Origin of the sequence: Labilibaculum euxinicum (genome assembly GCF_963678175.1) — a bacterium.
In the GTDB taxonomy this organism is placed as follows: Bacteria; Bacteroidota; Bacteroidia; order Bacteroidales; family Marinifilaceae; genus Labilibaculum; species Labilibaculum euxinus.
Genome location: NZ_OY782756.1, coordinates 1,221,923 through 1,242,909 on the forward strand (window position 1 = coordinate 1,221,923; position 20,987 = coordinate 1,242,909).

General features: G+C 37.8%; 20 protein-coding genes. 16 read left to right on the forward strand and 4 right to left on the reverse strand.

The annotated features are described in order from the left end of the window. Positions 1-130 precede the first annotated feature (130 nt). Positions 131-1,294, reverse strand: coding sequence for a 1-acyl-sn-glycerol-3-phosphate acyltransferase (locus tag ACY0M5_RS05280; RefSeq protein WP_124993949.1), 1,164 nt, complete (start codon positions 1,292-1,294; stop codon positions 131-133). A gap of 254 nt (positions 1,295-1,548) precedes the next feature. Between ACY0M5_RS05280 and ACY0M5_RS05285 the strand changes: the two genes are divergently transcribed. The 16 genes from ACY0M5_RS05285 (at position 1,549) to ACY0M5_RS05360 (ending at position 18,218) form a co-directional block, all read left to right on the forward strand. After that, a complete protein-coding gene (locus ACY0M5_RS05285; protein WP_225441440.1) occupies positions 1,549-2,259 on the forward strand; it encodes a zinc metallopeptidase in 711 nt (236 codons plus the stop codon). Positions 2,260-2,614: 355 nt separating this feature from the next. After that, on the forward strand, positions 2,615-3,052 hold the full coding sequence (locus ACY0M5_RS05290) for a hypothetical protein (RefSeq protein WP_461631034.1): 438 nt from the start codon (positions 2,615-2,617) through the stop codon (positions 3,050-3,052). A 600-nt stretch (positions 3,053-3,652) separates the two neighbouring features. After that, positions 3,653-4,300 (forward strand): CoA transferase subunit A, encoded by a 648-nt coding sequence (locus ACY0M5_RS05295; protein ID WP_124993947.1) that lies wholly within the window; start codon positions 3,653-3,655, stop codon positions 4,298-4,300. 13 nt (positions 4,301-4,313) lie between these two features. Next, positions 4,314-4,697, forward strand: coding sequence for a 3-aminobutyryl-CoA ammonia lyase (kal, locus tag ACY0M5_RS05300; RefSeq protein WP_321320472.1), 384 nt, complete (start codon positions 4,314-4,316; stop codon positions 4,695-4,697). Between the two features lie 9 nt (positions 4,698-4,706). After that, complete coding sequence (gene kce, locus ACY0M5_RS05305; protein WP_461631035.1) at positions 4,707-5,531, forward strand: 3-keto-5-aminohexanoate cleavage enzyme; 825 nt, start codon at positions 4,707-4,709, stop codon at positions 5,529-5,531. A gap of 75 nt (positions 5,532-5,606) precedes the next feature. Then, positions 5,607-6,641 carry an L-erythro-3,5-diaminohexanoate dehydrogenase gene (kdd, locus tag ACY0M5_RS05310; protein WP_461631036.1) on the forward strand — a complete coding sequence of 345 codons (1,035 nt, stop codon included), beginning with the start codon at positions 5,607-5,609 and terminating at the stop codon, positions 6,639-6,641. Beyond that, positions 6,641-7,903 carry a lysine 2,3-aminomutase gene (gene kamA, locus ACY0M5_RS05315; RefSeq protein WP_461631037.1) on the forward strand — a complete coding sequence of 421 codons (1,263 nt, stop codon included), beginning with the start codon at positions 6,641-6,643 and terminating at the stop codon, positions 7,901-7,903. The genes kdd and kamA overlap by 1 nt, the downstream gene beginning before the upstream one ends. After that, complete coding sequence (kamB, locus tag ACY0M5_RS05320) at positions 7,890-8,897, forward strand: lysine 5,6-aminomutase reactivase subunit KamB (protein ID WP_461631038.1); 1,008 nt, start codon at positions 7,890-7,892, stop codon at positions 8,895-8,897. The genes kamA and kamB overlap by 14 nt, the downstream gene beginning before the upstream one ends. Before the next feature lie 2 nt (positions 8,898-8,899). After that, entirely contained in the window at positions 8,900-10,297 is a 1,398-nt protein-coding gene (gene kamC / locus ACY0M5_RS05325; RefSeq protein WP_461631039.1) for a lysine 5,6-aminomutase reactivase ATPase KamC, read from the forward strand. Between the two features lie 81 nt (positions 10,298-10,378). Next, on the forward strand, positions 10,379-11,932 hold the full coding sequence (gene kamD / locus ACY0M5_RS05330; RefSeq protein WP_124993940.1) for a lysine 5,6-aminomutase subunit alpha: 1,554 nt from the start codon (positions 10,379-10,381) through the stop codon (positions 11,930-11,932). Between the two features lie 156 nt (positions 11,933-12,088). Further along, a complete protein-coding gene (gene kamE, locus ACY0M5_RS05335) occupies positions 12,089-12,877 on the forward strand; it encodes a lysine 5,6-aminomutase subunit beta (RefSeq protein ID WP_124993939.1) in 789 nt (262 codons plus the stop codon). 82 nt (positions 12,878-12,959) lie between these two features. Further along, positions 12,960-13,622: a 3-oxoacid CoA-transferase subunit B gene (locus tag ACY0M5_RS05340; RefSeq protein ID WP_461631040.1), complete on the forward strand. Its 663-nt coding sequence runs from the start codon at positions 12,960-12,962 to the stop codon at positions 13,620-13,622. 151 nt (positions 13,623-13,773) lie between these two features. Continuing rightward, entirely contained in the window at positions 13,774-14,979 is a 1,206-nt protein-coding gene (locus tag ACY0M5_RS05345; protein ID WP_461631041.1) for an acetyl-CoA C-acetyltransferase, read from the forward strand. 200 nt (positions 14,980-15,179) lie between these two features. Continuing rightward, complete coding sequence (locus ACY0M5_RS05350; RefSeq protein ID WP_461631042.1) at positions 15,180-16,319, forward strand: acyl-CoA dehydrogenase; 1,140 nt, start codon at positions 15,180-15,182, stop codon at positions 16,317-16,319. Between the two features lie 106 nt (positions 16,320-16,425). Next, a complete protein-coding gene (locus tag ACY0M5_RS05355) occupies positions 16,426-17,211 on the forward strand; it encodes an electron transfer flavoprotein subunit beta/FixA family protein (protein WP_124993936.1) in 786 nt (261 codons plus the stop codon). Positions 17,212-17,219: 8 nt separating this feature from the next. Then, positions 17,220-18,218, forward strand: coding sequence for an electron transfer flavoprotein subunit alpha/FixB family protein (locus tag ACY0M5_RS05360; protein WP_461631043.1), 999 nt, complete (start codon positions 17,220-17,222; stop codon positions 18,216-18,218). A gap of 121 nt (positions 18,219-18,339) precedes the next feature. Here ACY0M5_RS05360 and ACY0M5_RS05365 read toward each other — a convergent pair whose 3' ends face one another. The 3 genes from ACY0M5_RS05365 to ACY0M5_RS05375 all read right to left on the reverse strand — a co-directional run bounded on the left by ACY0M5_RS05365 (position 18,340) and on the right by ACY0M5_RS05375 (position 20,493). Then, positions 18,340-19,023, reverse strand: coding sequence for a transposase (locus tag ACY0M5_RS05365; protein WP_461631044.1), 684 nt, complete (start codon positions 19,021-19,023; stop codon positions 18,340-18,342). 146 nt (positions 19,024-19,169) lie between these two features. Beyond that, complete coding sequence (locus ACY0M5_RS05370) at positions 19,170-19,919, reverse strand: hypothetical protein (RefSeq protein WP_461631045.1); 750 nt, start codon at positions 19,917-19,919, stop codon at positions 19,170-19,172. Between the two features lie 451 nt (positions 19,920-20,370). Further along, positions 20,371-20,493 carry a hypothetical protein gene (locus ACY0M5_RS05375; RefSeq protein ID WP_262885277.1) on the reverse strand — a complete coding sequence of 41 codons (123 nt, stop codon included), beginning with the start codon at positions 20,491-20,493 and terminating at the stop codon, positions 20,371-20,373. Between the last annotated feature and the right edge of the window lie 494 nt (positions 20,494-20,987).

Here is a 20,987-nt window from a genome sequence, read left to right on the forward strand (position 1 = left end):
GTTTTTAATTTTAGCGAATCTTAATAGATGAGTTGCTGAGTATTTATTCCAGATGAATTTTATTTATAGAATGAAATTATTAAAAAATCAGTTCAAAAAAAAATGGCCTTCCTGAGAAAGCCATAGTATTTTATTTTTCAGGGATAAAATCCGGTTTTTTTAATTCCAATCTGTTTTTTACAGGATTCGCATAGATTTCCAGGAATATATGATTTAATCTTTCTAGATTTCCTTCATCCGGATTAATTTTCTTTTCCATGTGCTTTAAGAAAAGATCTTTTTCTTCAGATGTATATTTATCCGCGAACTCATCCGTTTGGTTCACGATATCATAGGCAATGTAATTGTCAGGCCAAAGTTTGTAGTTCTTGTGTATTCTGTAGTCAATCAAATCAGCAAGAGCTTTGAATTTATCTCTGCTGTCATCCATTTCTTCAATAACATCGAGCATTGCAGAGATCGGTTTTCCGATAACAAAATTAACGCGGCCTTTTTCATTAACCATTCCTTTGATCATGCTTCGTAAATCGTCCTTAGGAGTTTTCTTAAAACCTTCTTCGGTTTCTTTTTTGTATACTTCTAAGGTTTTCATTGCATCGCATGGCTCGTATTCGTATGAAATGGCAACAGGAACAATTCGTAAGCTTTTAAAGTGCTCAGAGAAAGTAACATCTCCACTCATTTGCAGCATTTTCAACAAACTTTGCTGAGTTCTGTCATCACCATCTTTGGTACGGCCTTCTCGTTGCGCTATCCAAATAGATGATTTTTTAGTGTTTAATGCATACTGAATGTAAGATGATAATTGCTTAGAGCTGGTAAGCATCTGACGAACAGTTACGTTTCTTTGTACAACGAAGCTTTTGTTTAGTTTAACTAAATCGGCTATCCACGGTTGAATTAAAAGATTACTGCCAATAGCGATTTCAGTTGTTTCAAAACCATTGTTGTAAAGCATCACGTTAAGTAAGGCTGAATCCAAAATGATATCTCTATGATCCGAAATAAATAAATAACTTTCTTTTGGATCAAGATTTTCCAGTCCGTCAATGGTTATTCCTTTGGTGGTGTGGTCAATAATGTGTTGTGCCAGTCGTACAATGAAGTTGCTCTGAAATTCCTTTATTGTTTTTACTTCTCCCAATGCTTTCACAATCATCTCTTTCGAAAATCCTGGAAATAACTGTTGTGAGAATCGAATAAAAGCTTCTTCTTTTATTAAACGTCCGATGGTTTCTACAACTTCGGAATCGTTATATGGTCGAATAGCATCAAAATCTGAGTCAGTGAACATTGCTTGGTTCTTTTTGTTTTAAGGAAAGGCAAAAATAAGCAAATTATATGGAATGTCTAGGAAATGGTACCTGCTTTTTGTTTTTATTGATGATTAACTCCCTTGAAATTCAAATATTTACATTTGTGAATAGGTGTACTATCTAGCTGTGTTTGGGGAGGATGGCTCTTAATTAAGGTGCTGCAATAACTGTCAAATCGACATGAAATGTATTTGAATCAATCTTGGCAGAGAATTTGAGTTTTTTATCTAAAATGTCTGTTAAATTAATTGGAGGAATTGTAATGGGAGGAATTTGGATCATATTTATTGCTTTTACTTTGTTGAGCTGGCTGGTGAGTAGTCAATTAAAAGCAAGATTTAAAAGGTATTCTCAAATACCTACGGCAAATGGTATGACGGGACGCGAGGTGGTTGAGCAGATGTTGAGGGATCATGGTGTGAGAGGGGTACGGATCGGTTCTGTTGATGGTCAGTTATCTGATCATTACAATCCGGAAAATAAAACCATTAATCTGAGTAAGGATGTTTACTATGGTAGAAGTATAGCGTCAGCGTCAGTAGCTGCGCATGAAACCGGACATGCAATTCAACATGCTGAAGCATATGCATGGCTGCAAATGCGATCGGCTTTGGTACCCATTGTTAGTTTTAGTTCCAATTGGATACAGTGGTTGCTTTTGGCTGGAATTGTCATGGTGAATACTTTCCCTCAACTACTTTTGACAGGGATAGTACTGTTTGCCGGCACTACTCTTTTTAGTATTATCACCTTGCCTGTAGAGGTGGATGCTAGTCGAAGAGCCTTGGTTTGGCTGAAAACATCAGGTATTACAACCTATGAAACACAGAAAAGCGCTTTTGATGCATTGAAATGGGCGGCATATACTTATTTTATTGCAGCTCTGTCTTCCTTGGCAACATTACTTTACTATGTAATGATTTATATGGGAAGAAGGAATTAGACTCTTAAATGTGTGAAAAAAATTAAAAAGTATTGTCCTTTTACTATCAGAAAATTCAGTGGCTGATGTAAAAGGACTTTTTTGCTTATATCAATTTAATTTCAAAACAGACTTTAATTAAAATGAATTAATTTTAGCTGTATCAAGGCAAAAAAGTAAAGCAAAGCAATGTTACGTTGCATCTTTTTTAACGAAGATATAGCTGAAAAGAAACATTTTATAAGGCATGTTTTGATGTTAATTTGGTATTGTTTCCGTATCGATTGATTCCAAGTGTTTGTAATAGTTCTGCTAAAAAGTAAAGAATTAGAATCCTTTTTCTTATTTTTAATCTTTCAAAATAAGAAAAAGAGATATGACTAAAATAGCAAAATACGGATTTGTGCTTTCCTTCGTTTGGGTAGGGTTTTTATTGGCGATTAGCTTTATGGAAGCCTGGGTTAAGTTTCGGGCTGTGTCGCTCGACCTGCCAATAGGATTGGATGTGGGAGTTCATGTATTTGGCGCTTTAAATATGATTGAGCGCATCTTTTCAGCAATGCTTTTGGTTTATGTGTTTATCAATTATACCGATAAAGTTGTTGTGCTTACCGGCTTAACGATTTTCACCTTTGTAGTTGCTCAGTCGGGATATTTGCTCCCTGAATTAAATCAGCATGCACAGTTAATTATTATGGGAATGGTGCCTGAGAAAAATTCAATTCACCACATATACGTGCTTATGGAAGTTGTAAAACTGGTGGCATTGCTGGTTTTGGGGTTCAGACAAGTGAGAATATTCAAACAAGCATAGTTTCCCTGAAATTGTAATTTCGTAACGCTCTGTATTCCTAATAAATACAGATGGAAACCAAATATGGTATGGTTTCTTGCGCATTTGTTAAAAAACAAACAAATTAGTTTGTGGCAAAGTTCGGATTCTCCCAAAAATAATTTTAATAGCTGTTACTTTAAATAGGCAGATTTTACTTTTAATTTAATTGATTGTAGAGTTGTAAGCATTAAGATTTGAAGATTTTTTGTGAAAAACCGTTAAAACATTAAATGGTGTTGTAAAACATATTCGTCAATAAATGAAAAGGCGCATGTTGTATGACATGTTTTTGATGTGATAGTTTGTATAGCGTGCGATTAAAATTAACACTAATGTTAAAATAATAACATTAAAATAGTCAAAAATAGCCTTTTTGAACCTTTCTGCAAGCTTGTTTAGAATGAATAAAAAGACTGAAGAGTTTCATATTTGTGCCATTTAGAATGGGTCTTGATACGGAGTTCTGCAATCGTTTTCATCAATGAACTAAAAAATTATCTTTGTTTCGAAAATAGATTTAAAACTACTGTATTATTAAGAATTCAGAGTTTTTAAGCAAAATGTAAAAACAAATTTTCGATGAACAAGATAATCTCAATTAAAGAAGCAGTTGCCAAATTGCAGGATGGAATGACCATCATGATCGGAGGATTTCTTTCGGTTGGAACAGCAAATAATATGATCGATCAGGTCGTTTCTTCCAATGTTAAAAATTTAACTATCATTTGTAATGATACTGCTTTTGCTGATAAAGGTTTGGGAAAATTGATTGCCAACAGACAGGTTGTTAAGGTGATTACTTCTCATATTGGAACAAATCCTGCTACGATTGAGCAAATGAATAATGGAGAAATAGAAGTGGAATTTAGTCCTCAGGGTACTTTGGCTGAGCGCGTTCGTTCTGGTGGAGCTGGGTTAGGTGGAGTTCTTACTCCAACAGGTTTGGGAACCATGGTTGCCGAAGGTAAGGAGATTATAACTGTTGATGGAAAAGAGTTTTTGCTTGAGAAACCTTTGCGGGCAGATGTTGCCTTGATTGGAGCAAGCATTTCTGATACTCAGGGTAATCTTACTTATAGAGGAACCACTCAGAATTTTAATCCATTAATGGCTACTGCTGCCGATTTGGTAATTGTAGAAGCTAAGCAGATGGTAGAGGCTGGAACACTGAAGCCGGAAGAGGTGAAAACTCCATCTATTTTTGTAGATTTTATTGTAAACAACTAACTAATATAGACAAATGGAAAAGGCAATGATAAGAATGCGCATGAGTTCTCATGACGCTCATTATGGTGGAAATTTGGTTGATGGAGCAAAAATGCTTCAGTTATTTGGTGACGTAGCAACAGAATTATTAATCCGTCGCGATGGTGATGAAGGATTGTTTGCAGGATACGAAAGTGTTGAATTTTTAGCTCCTGTTTATGCAGGAGATTACATCGAAGCTGTTGGCGAAATTATAAAAGAAGGCAACTCAAGCCGTAAAATGACTTTCGAGGCCCGCAAAGTAATTGTGCCAAGAACAGATATTTCTGAATCGGCAGCTGATTTTTTAGAAGAGCCAGTTGTAGTTTGCAGAGCTGTCGGAACATGTGTTACTCCTAAGAAATCTCAACGTAAATAATTATAAGCCATGGAAAAACTGATCATCACAGCAGCCATTTGTGGCGCAGAAGTTACCAAAGAGCACAATCCAAATGTTCCTTACACTATCGAAGAATGCGTGCGCGAAGCAGGTTTGGCTTATGAGGCTGGAGCAAGTATAATTCATCTTCATGTGAGAACCGATGATGGAACTCCTACCCAGGATAAGAGCCGTTTTAAAATGGTGATGGATGCGATTCACGAGAAATATCCTGATGTAATTATTCAGCCATCAACTGGTGGTGCTGTAGGTATGACGAACGATGAAAGATTGCAGCCAACTGAGTTGAACCCGGAAATGGCAACTTTAGATTGCGGGACTTTGAATTTTGGTGGGGATGAGATTTTTGAGAATACTGAAAATACAATTAAGTATTTCGGTGAGAGAATGATCGAGAGAGGGATTAAACCAGAATTGGAAGTGTTCGATAAATCGATGATTGATATGGCACTTCGTCTTCACAAAAAAGGGTTTATTAAATCGCCGATGCACTTCGATTTTGTAATGGGAGTGAATGGAGGAATTTCGGGTACTCTTCGCGACTTCGTTTTCTTACGGGAAAGCATTCCTGCGGATGCAACTTATACGGTTGCTGGTGTTGGTCGTTTTGAATTCCCATTGGCCACTGCGGCCATTATTGATGGGGGGCATGTTCGTGTAGGATTTGAAGACAATACAATGATTTCGAGAGGAGTTGTGGCTGAGTCGAATGGTCAGTTGGTTGAGAAAGTAGTTCGTTTGGCGAAGGAATTAGGCCGCGGGATTGCAACACCAGCCGAAGCTCGGGAAATTTTAGGGTTAAAGCAAAAATAAGATTAGATCAAGGAAGTTGAGCAGGAGTCTTTTTCTCATGTCTCAAATCTCAAATCTCAAATCTAATAATAGGAAATGAACAAAGGAAATAAATACGGAACACACAGAGTACTTGAACCAAAAGGTACTCTTCCACAACCAGCTCAAAAGTTGGATAACAACATGTCGGTTTACGACAATGAGGTTTTAATTGATGTTCAAACATTGAATATTGATTCGGCAAGTTTTACTCAGATTAAGGGCGCTTGTGATGCTGATAAAGCAAAAATGGAAGAAATGATTCTTTCTATTGTTGCTGAACGCGGTAAAATGCAAAATCCGGTAACGGGTTCTGGTGGAATGTTGATAGGAACGGTTAAGGCAGTTGGTCCTAACTTCCCAAATCAGGATTTAAAAGTTGGTGATAAGATAGCCACATTGGTTTCTTTATCATTAACTCCTTTAAATATTCAAAAAATTAAAAATATTAATCTGTCTAACGATCAGGTTGATGTAGACGCTCAGGCGATTCTTTTTGCGAGTGGTTTGTATGCAGTTCTTCCAACAGACTTGCCTGAGAAATTGGCTTTGGCAGCTCTTGATGTTGCAGGTGCTCCTGCTCAGGTAGATCGTTTGGTGAAAGAAGACGACACGGTTTGTATTATCGGTGGTGGTGGAAAATCGGGTGTGCTTTGCTGCTATCAGGCAATGCAGAAGGTTGGGCCAAAAGGAAAAGTGATTGTTGTGGAGTATTCGAAAGAAAATGCACAGCGTATTAAAAATCTTGGTTTGGCTACTGATGTTTTGGTTGGTGATGCAACAGATGTAATGGATGTTTACACACGAGTAACCGAAATAACTGGTGAGGAAGGATGCGATGTGGTAATCAACAATGTAAATGTTGCTTCTACCGAAATGTCATCAATCTTAATTACCAAAGACAGAGGTTGTGTTTACTTCTTTTCAATGGCCACATCGTTTAGTAAAGCAGCTCTTGGAGCAGAGGGTGTGGGTAAAGATGTTGATATGATTGTTGGGAATGGTTATGCAATTGGACATGCCGACCTAACATTAGATATTATCAGAAATTCAAAAGGAATTAGAGAATTGTTCGAAAAATTATACGTGTAATGACTAACAACGACAGACGCAGAGAAATGTTTCCTGAGGTAACCGATATTCAGTGGAATGACTGGAAATGGCAGGTGCGTAACCGTATTGAAACATTGAATCAGTTAAAGAAATACATTAGTTTGACTGAAGAGGAAGAAGAAGGAGTTCGCAGATCATTGGCATCATTGCGTATGGCTATTACTCCATATTACATGACTCTAATTGATCAGAATAACCCAAATTGTCCGGTTCGTAAGCAGGCAATTCCAACAGCCGCGGAAGTATATCATTCTCCGGCAGATCTTTTGGATCCATTGCATGAGGATGAAGATTCTCCTGTTCCTGGTTTAACTCACCGTTATCCGGATCGTGTTTTGTTTTTGATAACTGATATGTGTTCGATGTATTGCCGTCATTGTACCCGCCGTCGTTTTGCCGGACAGTCTGATGCTTCAACTCCTCAGGATAATATCGAGAAAGCAATTGAGTATATCGCAAATACGTCGCAGGTAAGAGATGTTGTTCTTTCAGGTGGGGATGCTTTGTTGATCAGCGATGATAAATTAGAATATATTATCAGCCGTTTGCGAGCTATTCCTCATGTTGAGATTATTCGTATTGGAACACGTACTCCTGTTGTTTTGCCACAACGTATTACCGATAATTTGGTGAAAATGTTGAGTAAATATCATCCAATTTGGCTGAATACTCATTTTAATCACTCCGACGAGATGACTGAGGATTCTAAAAATGCATTGGCTCGCATGGCAAATGCAGGAATCCCTTTGGGAAATCAATCGGTTCTTTTAAAAGGGGTGAACGATTGTGTTCACATCATGAAAAAGTTAATGCACAACTTAGTAATGAACAGAGTTCGTCCTTACTATATTTATCAGTGTGATCTTTCGATGGGATTGGAGCATTTTAGAACTCCGGTTTCTAAGGGAATTGAGATCATTGAAAATCTTCGGGGGCATACTTCTGGTTTTGCGGTGCCAACTTTTGTAGTTGATGCTCCGGGAGGAGGAGGAAAAACTCCGGTGATGCCTCAGTATGTAATTTCTCAGAGTCCTGGAAAAGTGGTAATGAGAAATTTTGAAGGAGTGATTACAACTTATACTGAACCTTCTCATTACGATAATAAATGCACTTGTCCTGATTGTACGATGAATGAGAAACACGAAGGGGTTGCATCTCTTTTAAATGGAGATAGATTATCAATAGAACCAGATCATTTGGCTAGAAAAGACAGAAATAAAAAAATAGATGCCGTTTCTTAACGACATAGAAAATTATAAGAGTCTTTCGATTGTAGGACTTGAGAAAAATACCGGGAAGACCGAGTGTTTGAATTACGTGCTGTCCCGGCTTAGGGACAGCCGTAAACAAATAGCTCTGACTTCAATTGGTATTGATGGCGAAAGCTGTGATCAGGTTACACAAACAAATAAGCCCGAAATAGAGCTTCGTGAAGGGATGATTTTTGTGACTTCGGAATTGCATTACAAACAGCGAAAGCTGATATCTGAAGTGATAGATGTATCCCGTCAATCAACAAGTTTAGGTCGGTTGGTAAGCGCAAAAGTTTTAAGCAAGGGTAAGGTTCTTTTGTCGGGACCCGTTAGCAATCATTCCATTAAGGAGTTAATTGCTGATTTAAAAAATAAAGGAGTAGAGCTGTGCATTGTTGATGGTGCTTTATCCCGCAAAAGTATAGGTTCGCCAGCTGTAACCGAGGCCATGATTTTGGCGACGGGAGCAGCTCTTTCGGCAAATATTACGCAATTGGTTTATAAGACTAAATATGTGTATGATTTGATTCAGTTGCCGGAAATTGAAATGAATTTGAAAGCTCAATTATCTGAAGTAGATAATGGCATTTGGGCAATCGATTCGAAAGGCAAGTTTCAGGATACTGGAATTAGTTCTGTTTTGCTGATTAAAAAAGAAAAAGATAAGCTTTTTCAGTATGGCAATAGCTTTTTTGTGAGTGGCGCTGTAACCGATCAGTTTTTAGAATTCTTGAAAAATCAGAAGCAGATATCTGAAATAAAGCTGATTGTCAGGGATTTTACAAGAGTATTTGCAAATCCTGAAACCTATTATGCTTTTGTAAAGCGAGGCGGAAGAATACAGGTTTTAAATAAAACCAATTTGTTGGCGATTACAATTAATCCTGTTTCGCCTGATGGATACCGATTGAATTCGGATGAGTTGAAAAGTGCATTGCAGGATAAAGTAAATGTGCCGGTTTACGATATAAAAAGATTGTAGAAATGTTTCGGGAAGTAGTATCACATACAAGCGGATTGCAATTTCTGATGGAGAATCTGGATTTAAGATCTCCCATGGGAAGACGTTGTCTGCTGGATTCGAAAATGATGTGCTGCGAAAAGGAAATTACTGCCGAATTGAACTTGGTGGATCGGATAGTACAAGCTTTGGAGTTGAATTCAGATTTTATTTTTCAAATTCAGAATAAATTAGCTCAGTTGCGCGATATCCGTGGAAGCGTGAATAATTTGCTTGGTAATTTGGTGCTTGATGATGTTGAACTGTTCGAAATTAAGGTGTTTGCTTTAGTGGCTCAGGATATTGTTGAACTTCAAAAAGAAGGAAAGCAGAGTTTTCTGGAAATTCAGGATCTGAGTCAATTGATTCGTTTGCTTGATCCTCAAAATACAAAAATTCCATCTTTTTACATCTACGATAATTATTCAGAGGAATTGGCTGTAGCTCGTAAAGAGTTGAGATTCGCTAAGAGTAAAAATGGAGATTCTGAATTGGATATTGAAGTTTTATTTAGCAAATCACAAGAAATTGAGGCAAAGGTTCGTGAGGATCTATGTTCTAAAATCTCCTTACACGGATCCGGTTTAGCAAATGCCTTGCAGCAATTGGCTCATTTGGATTTATTGATCGCGAAAGCTGTTCAAGCTAAAAGTTTACAGCTGAGTAAGGGAGAAGTATCTAAGGGAAATACAATATATAGGGGCTTGTTCAACCCAATGATCAAAAATGAACTGGCAAACCAGAATAAAGATTACCAGACTATAGATATTGAGCTTGAAAGTTCGGTTTGTGTAATTACAGGAGCGAATATGGCTGGGAAAACGGTGGTGTTAAAAACACTTGCTCTTTGTCAGTATTTGTTTCAGTTTGGATTTTTTGTTCCGGCCGCATCGGCACAAATCAGCATTGTAGATAAAGTTATGATATCGGTTGGCGATGAGCAATCAGAATTGAATGGCTTGTCTTCATTCGCCTCTGAAATGTTGAATGTGAGCCGTATGGTAAAAGATTCTAAAAGCCATAAAAATGTTTTGGTTTTGATTGATGAATTGGCTCGGACAACAAATCCGGTAGAAGGTTTGGCAATTGTAAATGCCGTAGCGGATATTTTTTATCAAGGAAAAATAAAAAGCGTAATCACTACACATTACAGTGGTTTAAAATCCAAGTTCAGAAAACTTCGGGTGAAAGGTCTGGACAAGGATTTGGGTGCAAATGTAATCACCCATAAAAATATAAACAGTTATATGGATTATTCATTGGTAGAGGATCTGGAAGGGGAAGTTCCTCACGAAGCGCTTCGGATTGCTTCTTTATTGGGAATCGATAAAGAGATTATTGAAAGAGCGCAGAACCAATTAGCGAGTAAGAATAAATTATGAGTTATTAATTATAAATGATGAATTGTGTAATACAGTTTCCTGATTTATAATTCATAATTCTTAAATCATAATTAGGAAGAAATGGAGAGGAGTAAACTAGGTCTTGACTTTGAGAAAGTTGGACACGCAAAAGAGGTGTCGAAGCGAATTGCAGACGAGGTTCAGAAATTCGTAGAGAACTATTCAACTGTTTCAGTTGAGAGAACTTTGTGTCGTCTTTTGGGAATCGATGGAGTTGATAACAACGAGGTGCCGTTACCAAATGTTGTTGTTGATGAATTGCAGGAAAAAGGAGTTTTGAGCGAAGGTGTAATGTTCTTTTTGGGAAATGCTGTTTTGGAAACAGGTTTAAACCCGCAGGAAATTGCAGAGAAAATCGCTGTTGGAGAATTGGATCTAACTAAGATTCCGGTTCATTCAACTGAAGAAATTCACAAGGCAATTCAACCTTTTGTAATGAAAAGTATTCAGGTGATTAAGGATCGCAAAGCGAAAAGAGATAATTACATAGAAACAATAGGTGAAGGACCAAAGCCTTATTTATATGTAATTGTGGCAACTGGTAATATCTACGAAGATGTTGTTCAGGCAGAGGCGGCTGCTCGTCAGGGTGCCGATATTATTGCTGTAATTCGTACTACCGGACAAAGTTTGCTTGACTACGTTCCTTACGGAGCAACAACCGAAGGTTTTGGTGGAACTGTGGCAACTCAAGAAAATTTCCGAATTATGCGTACTCACCTTGATAAAATTGGTGAGGAAGAAGGCAAATACATCCGTTTGTGTAACTACTGTTCTGGTTTGTGTATGCCAGAGATTGCTGCAATGGGAGCAATTGAAGGTTTGGACGTGATGTTGAACGATGCATTGTACGGTATCCTTTTCCGCGATATCAACATGCAACGTACTATTGTCGATCAGTACTTTTCAAGATTATTGAATGGTTTTGCTGGTGTAATTATTAACACCGGAGAAGATAATTACCTGACAACTGCTGATGCATTTGATGAGGCTCACACTGTGTTGGCTTCCGATTTTATTAACGAGCAGTTGGCTTTGGTAGCAGGTTTACCTGAAGAACAAATGGGGTTAGGTCACGCTTTCGAAATGGAACCGGGACTAGAGAATGGTTTCCTTTATGAGTTGGGTCAAGCTCAAATGATCCGAGAGATTTTTCCTAAGGCTCCTCTAAAATATATGCCTCCAACAAAATTCATGACCGGGAATGTATTTAAAGGCCATGTTCAGGATGCATTGTTCAACCAAATTTCAATTTGGACCGGACAAGGAATTCAGTTGCTGGGAATGCTTACTGAAGCAATTCACACACCATTCATGTCCGACAGATATCTTTCTATTGAAAACGCTAAATACATTTTCAACAACATGAAGAGTATTGGTGATGAAATGGAATTCAAAGAAGGCGGAATCATTCGTCAGCGTGCAGCAAAAGTTCTTGATGATGCAACTGAATTGGTTGAGAAAATCGAAAAAGAAGGATTGTTTACAGCACTTGAAAAAGGAATTTTTGCTGATATCAAACGTCCGAAAAACGGCGGTAAAGGTTTGGCTGGAGTTGTGGAAAAAGGAAGCAACTACTTCAATCCGTTTATTGAATTATTGCATAAAAAGTAACAAGTATAAAGTAACAAGTACAAAGCATCAAGTAAAAAGTTCCAAAAAAATAAGTTTTGGGAGCTGGGAAGTCCCCCTTTCAGAGGGGATTAGGGGGGTGTTAAAAGACACGGGTGCGATTGCATTTGATATTTAAAATATAAAGGAGACAAAAAAATGAGTGGAGGTCTTTATTCAACTGATTCCAACGAATTTGATAAAACACTTGATCTAACTAAGATCAAGCCTTACGGCGATACCATGAACGATGGTAAAACTCAGGTTAGTTTTACTTTGCCGGTAGCCAAAGGCGACGAAGCCATCGAAGCAGCCAAGCAAATGATGAGGAAAATGGGTTTTGAAAATCCTCAGGTTGTATATGTGCAGGAGCTAATGGCAGGATTTACATTCTTCAATTGTTATGGAAATTGTATTCATACTGTCGATTTTACAGGAATAACTGTTCCTAAAGTGGAAGCAACGGCTATGGATATGCACGAAACGGATGATTTCATTAAAGAAAACATTGGTCGTCCGATTCGTGTTTTAGGCGCCAGTACAGGTTCCGATGCGCATACTGTTGGAATCGATGCCATCATGAATATGAAAGGTTTTGCCGGACACTATGGTTTGGAGCGTTACGAAATGATGGAAGCTTTAAACATGGGAAGTCAGGTGCCAAACGAAGAGTTTATTGCGAAAGCAATAGAATTTGAAGCTGATGTTCTTTTGGTATCACAAACAGTTACTCAAAAAGATGTTCACATTAAGAATTTGGTAGAACTGGTTGAGCTAATGGAAGCTGAAGGATTGCGCGAGAAAGTAATTTTAATTTGCGGCGGACCGCGGATTTCTCATGAGTTGGCAAAAGAATTAGGTTACGATGCCGGTTTTGGAATGAATAAATATGCCGATGATGTTGCATCATACGCAGCTCAGGAGTTAAGCAGAAGAATAAATAGATAAAAATTAGACATGAGATATTAGATATGAGAAAAGCAAGTCTCATATTTCAAGTCTCACATCTCACATCTAAAAATAGTCTCACATGGATAAAAATGAAATCAGAGAGGTAATTGCCAGAAGAGCAGCTCTCGAATTACACAATGGTGATGTAGTAAATCTTGGAATCGGATTGCCAACAATTATCCCCAATTACGTTCCTGAAGATGTGAATGTGATTTTACAATCGGAGAATGGATTGTTGGGGATGGGTGTTGCTCCTGCTGAAGGAGAAGAAGATCCTGATTTTGTAAATGCCGGTGGTGGATTTATTACTTGTAAAAATGGCGCCAGTAGTTTCGATAGTTCTGTTTCTTTTGGAATTATTAGAGGTGGTCATGTTGATGTTACTATTTTGGGAGCCCTTCAGGTAGACGAAAAAGGAAATTTAGCAAACTGGATTATTCCAGGCAAAAAAACTCCGGGAATGGGAGGAGCTATGGATTTGATCGTTGGAGCCAAGCGTGTGATTCTTGCCATGGAGCATACTGCACGCGGAAGTCATAAGATCATGACGGATTGTAATCTTCCATTAACTGCGGCAGGTCAGGTAAACATGATTATTACAGAAATGGGTGTTATGGATATCGTTCCGGAAGGAATTCTTTTAAAAGAGATCAATCCTTTATTTACCATTGAGCAAATTCAGGAAGCTACCGATGCAAAATTAATTATTGCTGAGGATTTAATTGAAATGAGAAAAAACTAGATATGAGAAACTAGATATGAGATATCAGACATGAGATATTAGATTTAAGAAATTAAATAGTCGTAAAGACAGATGGTTTTAATTTTAGGTCTCATATTTCAGTTTTCAGTTCTCACATCTTTCATCTCAAAATCTCAAATCTAAAAAAGATATGAGCAAAGTATATATTGTTGCAGCCAAGCGAACTGCAATCGGGAAATTTTTAGGAGCATTAACTCCTGTTAAAGCCACTGATTTGGCAGCCACAGTAATCAAGAACATCATTGAAGAAACCGGCGTTGATGCGGCTAAGATTGATGAGGTTGTTGTTGGTAATATCCTTATGGCTGGTCAAGGTCAGGGGATTGCCCGTCAGGCTTCCATTAAAGCAGGTATTCCTCAGGAAGTTCCTGCTTACGGAATCAACATGATTTGTGGTTCAGGTATGAAAACAATCAATTTGGCCTATGCGAACATTAAAGCCGGTGAAGCGAATTTAATACTTGCCGGAGGAACCGAGAACATGTCGGATGCTGGTTTTGTAATGCCGGGAACTGTTCGTACAGGACACAAAATGATGGATTTGAAAGCCGTTGATCACATGGTTTTTGATGGTTTAACAGATGCTTTTGAAGGATACCATATGGGAATTACGGCAGAAAACATTGCTGCTAAATATAACTTAACCCGCGAAGAGCAGGATGCTTTTTCTTTTGCTTCTCAGCAAAAAGCAATGGCCGCTCAGGATAAGGGAAATTTTAAGAATGAAATTGTTCCTGTAGAGATAAAATCCCGCAGAGAAACAATCATTTTCGATGCGGATGAATTCATTAATCGCGGAACCAGCGTAGAAAAATTAGCTGGCTTACGTCCCGCTTTTAAAAAGGATGGAACGGTAACTGCTGGTAATGCTTCAGGGATTAATGATGGTGCTGCTTTTGTATTGGTTGCTTCGGAAGAAGCAGTAAAAGAATTTGGTTTAACTCCTCTTGCAGAGATTGTGGCTACCGGTCAGGGTGGTGTTGATCCGGCAATTATGGGGATGGGACCTGTTCCTGCAATTGCAATTGCATTGAAGAAAGCGAATATGAAATTGGAGCAAATGGAAGTGCTTGAATTGAATGAAGCTTTTGCGGCTCAATCATTGGGAGTGGTGAAACAATTGTGCGAAGATCACGCTGTTGATGCTGATTTCTTTGCTGAAAGATGCAATGTGAACGGAGGAGCTATCGCTTTAGGTCACCCAATTGGTGCATCAGGAACCCGTATTACCGTAAGTTTAATTCACGAAATGAAGCGTACCGGAAAAGAGTTTGGTTTGGCTTCGCTTTGTATTGGTGGCGGAATGGGGACTGCAATTATTTTGAAAAATGTGTAATGAGAAGTGAGATATTAGATGTGAGACATGAGAAATTCTTGCACTTGATATCTTGAATCTTAAATTTCAACTTATCTGTGGTTTTAGTTCAGAGATTATTTAGAAAGATATATAACTTATGATGAGATATGAGTCACTGGATGTGAGCTGTGAATAAATCTCACATCTAAAATCTCATATCTGAAATCTATATTTAAACAATGAATTTTAGCTTAACAAAAGAACAGGAATTATTCCAGCAAATGATTAAGGATTTTGCTGAGAATGAAGTGAAACCTTTGGCTGCTGAAGTAGATGATTTGGAAAGATTTCCGGTTGAAACAGTTGAGAAAATGGCCAAAATTGGAATTATGGGTATTCCTATTCCAAAGCAATATGGTGGTGCAGGCGGAACAAATGTAATGTACTCGATGGCCGTTGAAGAACTGTCGGCAGTGTGTGCAACTACAGGGGTTATTGTATCGGCTCACACATCATTGTGTGCGGCTCCTATTTTGGAGCACGGAACAGAGGCACAAAAGCAAAAATACCTTCCAAAACTTGCTTCAGGAGAATGGATTGGGGCTTTTGGTTTGACTGAACCTAACGCGGGTACCGATGCTGCAGGACAACAGACAACCGCAATTGAGGATGGCGATAATTATATCATCAACGGAAGTAAAATATTTATTACCAATGCAGAATTTGCTCACGTTTATGTGATTTTGGCAATGACTGATAAATCACAAGGTACACGTGGTATCACTGCTTTTATCATTGAAAAGGGAACTCCTGGTTTTTCTATCGGAAAAAAAGAAAAGAAAATGGGTATCCGCGGATCTGCAACCTGCGAATTGGTATTCGAAAACTGTATTGTTCCTAAGGAAAACATGTTGGGTAAATTGAGTAAAGGTTTCGGTATTGCGATGAAAACTTTGGATGGCGGACGTATTGGTATTGCCGCTCAGGCTTTGGGTATTGCGCAGGGAGCTATCGACGAAACAGTGAAATATGTGAAAGAAAGAAAGCAGTTCGGTCGACCGATTTCTGCCTTCCAAAACACACAATTTCAGTTGGCTGATATGAATACCAAAACGGAAGCGTCGCGTATGCTGGTTCGCAAAGCAGCTTACAAAAAAGATGCTAAACTTCCTTATTCGGTTGATGCTGCAATGGCTAAACTATACGCTGCTGAAACAGCAATGGAAGTGACCAATAAGGCAGTTCAACTTCACGGTGGATATGGTTATACCAGAGAATATCCGGTGGAGCGTATGATGCGTGATGCAAAAATCACAGAAATCTACGAAGGAACATCAGAAGTTCAGAGAATGGTAATTTCAGCCAATATGTTAAAATAAGGATTTAATTATTCGTAGGGACACGACATGTCGTGTCCGTTTAACACGAAACGATTTAAGGACACGACATGTCGTGTCCCTACAATCCCAATAAAAAGAAAACAAAATGAAAATAGTTGTCTGTATTAAACAGGTACCGGATACAACCGAAATAAAAATTGATCCGGTAACGGGAACTTTAATCCGCGACGGTGTGCCAAGTATTATGAACCCTGATGATAAAAGTGGTTTGGAAATGGCATTGCAGTTAAAAGATGAAAAAGGAGCTCATGTTACCGTAATTACCATGGGACCTCCTCAGGCCGATTTAATTCTTCGTGAGGCTTACGCTATGGGCGTTGATCGGGCGATTCACTTAACGGATCGAAAATTTGCAGGAGCAGATACTTTGGCTACTTCGCACGCTTTGGCAGGTGCATTACGGAAGATCGATTTTGATCTTTTGATCACAGGTCGTCAGGCGATTGATGGTGATACTGCTCAGGTAGGTCCTCAGATTGCTGAGCATTTGGATTTGCCTCAGGTATCTTATTTGGAAGATTTAAAATTCGACGGAGATAAGACATTCACAATGAAACGTCATATCGAAGACGGATACCAAATGCTGGAGGTAGAAGCTCCTTGTGTGGTAACCGTTCTTTCATCGGCAAACACTCCACGTTACATGAATGTTGGCGGCATTGTTGATGCCTACCAAAAAGAGGTTGAGGTTTGGGGATTCAACGAAATTGAAGTTGATGAGAAAGATTTGGGATTAAAAGGATCACCAACAAGCGTACACAAAGCATTTGCCCGTGGTTTGAAACCAGCAGGTGAACTTTACGAAGTTGGTACTGATGAGGCCGTAGGAATCATCATCAAGAAATTAAAAGAGAAATTCATTCTAAACTAGTTACAGCTATGAAATTAGAGGATTACAAAGGTATATACGTCTTCATCGAACAACGTGAAGGTATCATTCAAAACGTAGCTTTGGAATTGTTAGGACAGGCTAGAAAGCTGGCTGATGAGTTGAGCGACAAAGTGTATGCGATGTTATTGGGGCATCAGATTACTGATCAGGCACAAGGCTTAATCGCTCGTGGTGCCGATGAGGTAATTGTTGTGGATGCTCCTGAACTAAAAGAATATACTACAGAACCATATACACAGGCAATTTGCCAAATTATCAGAGAAAGAAAACCGGAATCTTTATTTATCGGGGCAACCACTTTGGGTCGTGATTTGGGGCCAAGAGTTTCGGCTCGTGTAGGCACTGGTTTAACTGCTGATTGTACCAAGATTGAGATTGGCGAAAATGGCGAAATGTTAATGACTCGTCCTGCTTTCGGAGGTAACCTTATGGCGACTATTGTTTGTAAAAACCACCGTCCGCAAATGGGAACGGTTCGTCCGGGAGTATTGTTTGCAATGGATGCTGACGAAAGTCGTACCGGAGCTATCGTGAACTACGAGGTGAAATTCAATGCGGCTAAGTTTCGTGTGAAATTGTTGGAAACCGTAAAGGAAGACAACAATTTAATCGATATTACCGAAGCCAGAATTTTGGTTTCAGGCGGACGTGGAATTGGTAATAAAGAAGGGTTTGAAGCAATGGATGCATTGGCTACGACTTTAGATGCGGAAGTTTCGGCTTCCCGTGCTATGGTTGATGCCGGTTACATTGGTCACGATCGTCAGGTGGGTCAGACAGGGAAAACTGTTCGTCCCGACTTGTACTTTGCATTTGGTATTTCAGGAGCCATCCAGCATGTTGCCGGTATGGAAGATTCTGATTTGATTATTGCCGTAAACAAAGACAAACACGCACCAATTTTTCAGGTTTCCGATTTGGGTATCGTTGGGGACGCTAAACAAATCATTAAAAAGCTAACCGAGAGATTGGAAAAACAAAATTAATCACACCATTAACTACAAGTTGAAAGACTCGCTCGATTGTTTTCGGGCGGGTCTTTTTTTTAGGAAACCAGACAGGTTTACTTGCGTCTTGTAAATTTAACCTGTCTGGTTGAAGAATAAATTAAATCTCCAGCCATTCATCCATCTCCATAAAATCAACGTGTTGCTGATGCATAAATCTGAAGTTAGCTTCATCATCGAACCATTCAATTACATCTTTTCGTTTCAATTTTGTTGGTTTAACCGATAAACAAGTTAGATAGCTGCTCCACGGATAGTCCACGGCAATATCCGTAAATCCGTGATGAATGGGATTGTTGTGGATGTATAAGACCAGCGTTCGAAGATAGGTCTCGTCTTCTACCAGTTTTCTTTTGAAAGGTCTTTCGAAAAGGGATCCTGTTCGTTGGTACTTTTTATTAATGTATTTGGAGTAGGCATTAAAAAGATGTGAAAAGTGTTTTGTGGGATTTGGCTTTTTGATACCAACTCTATCAGGTTCTTCGAACTCTGACAGGTTTACACTTGGTTGGGTTTGAAACCTGACGGAGTCTTTAGACCCGTCAGAGTTTAAATTTTTGTAAATTCCAATTTCCTTCTCCGATTTTATTCTAATCAGCAAATGAAAATGATTAGGCATCAAAACCCAAACAAAAGTATCTGCGATTGGATCAATATACTTCTCGTAAAGTTTTAAGAAATGTTTGTAATCATTAATCTCCCGATATAAATTACATCCGTCAATACCACGATTATAAATGTGATAATAGGATTCGGATTCTAAAGGAATGGTTGCTGATGGCATATTAGACTGATTATTTTTAGGTGCCTTTATAAAGATTGTATGAAAGTGTTGAATTAATTACTTCACATATATTTAAAGAAAGGGTCAGACTTAACTAAAGTCTAACCCTGAAAATAGCAATTACACATTTTGCGGGATAGTGACTACTAATTAAAATTAACATTAATTTTTTTCTTACCTGAAACCATACTTCTGTCGTTAATGTAGATTTCGGCAGTTTCAGCAAATTCATTATCCGTAATATCACCATCTACGTATTCTTTTATTTTATCAATACTTGTTATGAATGCAACTGATTCTCCTTCCAAAGATGATGTAGAACTATCATATGGATCTTTACTACCATAAGTACAAATAAATCCAAAACGCATAATTTTACTGTTCCTGAAATGTTTAATAAGGTAATTTAATGACGGTAATACGTGATTAGTAATAATCTCTGCCGCTCTCTCTTTACTTGATAATTTTTGTATGTTATAAACTTCACGACACCACAATCCAGAGAATATGATTGTTAATTCGCCTTCTTTATCTACAGTAAAGAAACTAGGAATAAAATTGCTACTATAATAGAAATAATCAGCAAGAAAAAGACCAGATTCTTCGATATACTCTTTTATTGCTTCTTTATTTTCTAAAACTAATTCATATTGACCTTTGTATTTTTCATCTAATGAGTCTATATTTTTTTTATCAAAATTTGATATGTCAAACACTGTCTTGTCTAGGTCTTTAGCAATATTCTGTCCAAGACTCATACCACTCCAGAGAAAATTATTAACAGCGAAGGAACTATTTAAGTATTCCTTAGTTGTTAATAATGATGTTGTATCTAGTTGTGAGAATAAAAGTTGATTTGAGGTTATTAGGATGATAATTGATAATAGTATCTTCATTTCGTTTATTTTTTATAGATAACAACAGTAGTTAATTTCATCATAAAGTTGAATGTTAATAGGGTTAGGTGTTTATGTGATTTATTTAAAATACTTAACAGCCATACTGTGTATTCCTAACCCACCAGGGTCTAGTTTGTACCGTAATAAGATACCATTACTCGAAGTTTTCCACTCACGGCAGATGTAATCTCCATTTTTTGAAGCTGCGCATACTCCATATTTATGCTAAAACCAATGAATTAAGAAGGTTGTATTGTCGTAAGTACCATTAAAGTTTATCGAAACTTCGAATAACTCATCTTCACTATTAAAATTGTAATGTCTGGCAAATTCACCGTTTTTTTTACTAAAATAGAAAAGTCTATAACCTTTAGATAAGATATCAGATTGGACTAAAACTCCACCATCTGTATTATTACCTTCCCAATATGGAGCTCCAATTTTTGCCTTAATCTGTTGGAGGTTCGGAATAACTGGTGAGAGTGTGCATTTCCTCAGCAGTTAATTCCTCATCTTTTGAGCAAGAAAATAGGATACTAGCCAAAGCAAGAATAAAAAATGTTTTTTTCATTTTATATTATTTTAAATCAAATGATATATAAATGTATTAAGAACTAAAGACAATCTATCCTGTCAAACCTGCCAAGTTGAATAATTTGATAATAGATAAATCTCACAGCAGCAGATTAAATAAGAATGCCTGATTGTTGTTTGCCTAAATAACATCATTGAATGTTGTATGTTTCATTGTGGTTCTGTTTTAGGTCTTTCTGCTCGTGATATATTTAACAAAGTCTAAATGTATAAAAAAATAGAATGAGATTTTGCTGATTATAATGCATTGAATTGGCAGGATGAAATTACCTGTTCTGTACTTCCGATTCATTAGTGGCTAAGCAATGGTTTTGATAATGAGAAATATTTTATGTTTGCTCTTATTTAGATTTATTATTCGTAATAATTGCTTCCTGTTTGATTCTGTAGGGTGGTGCCAGATCTTGTTGCAGCAAGGTTTTATACCATTGTGCTGATATTATTACTACATCAGAAGAATAAACGAGAGTA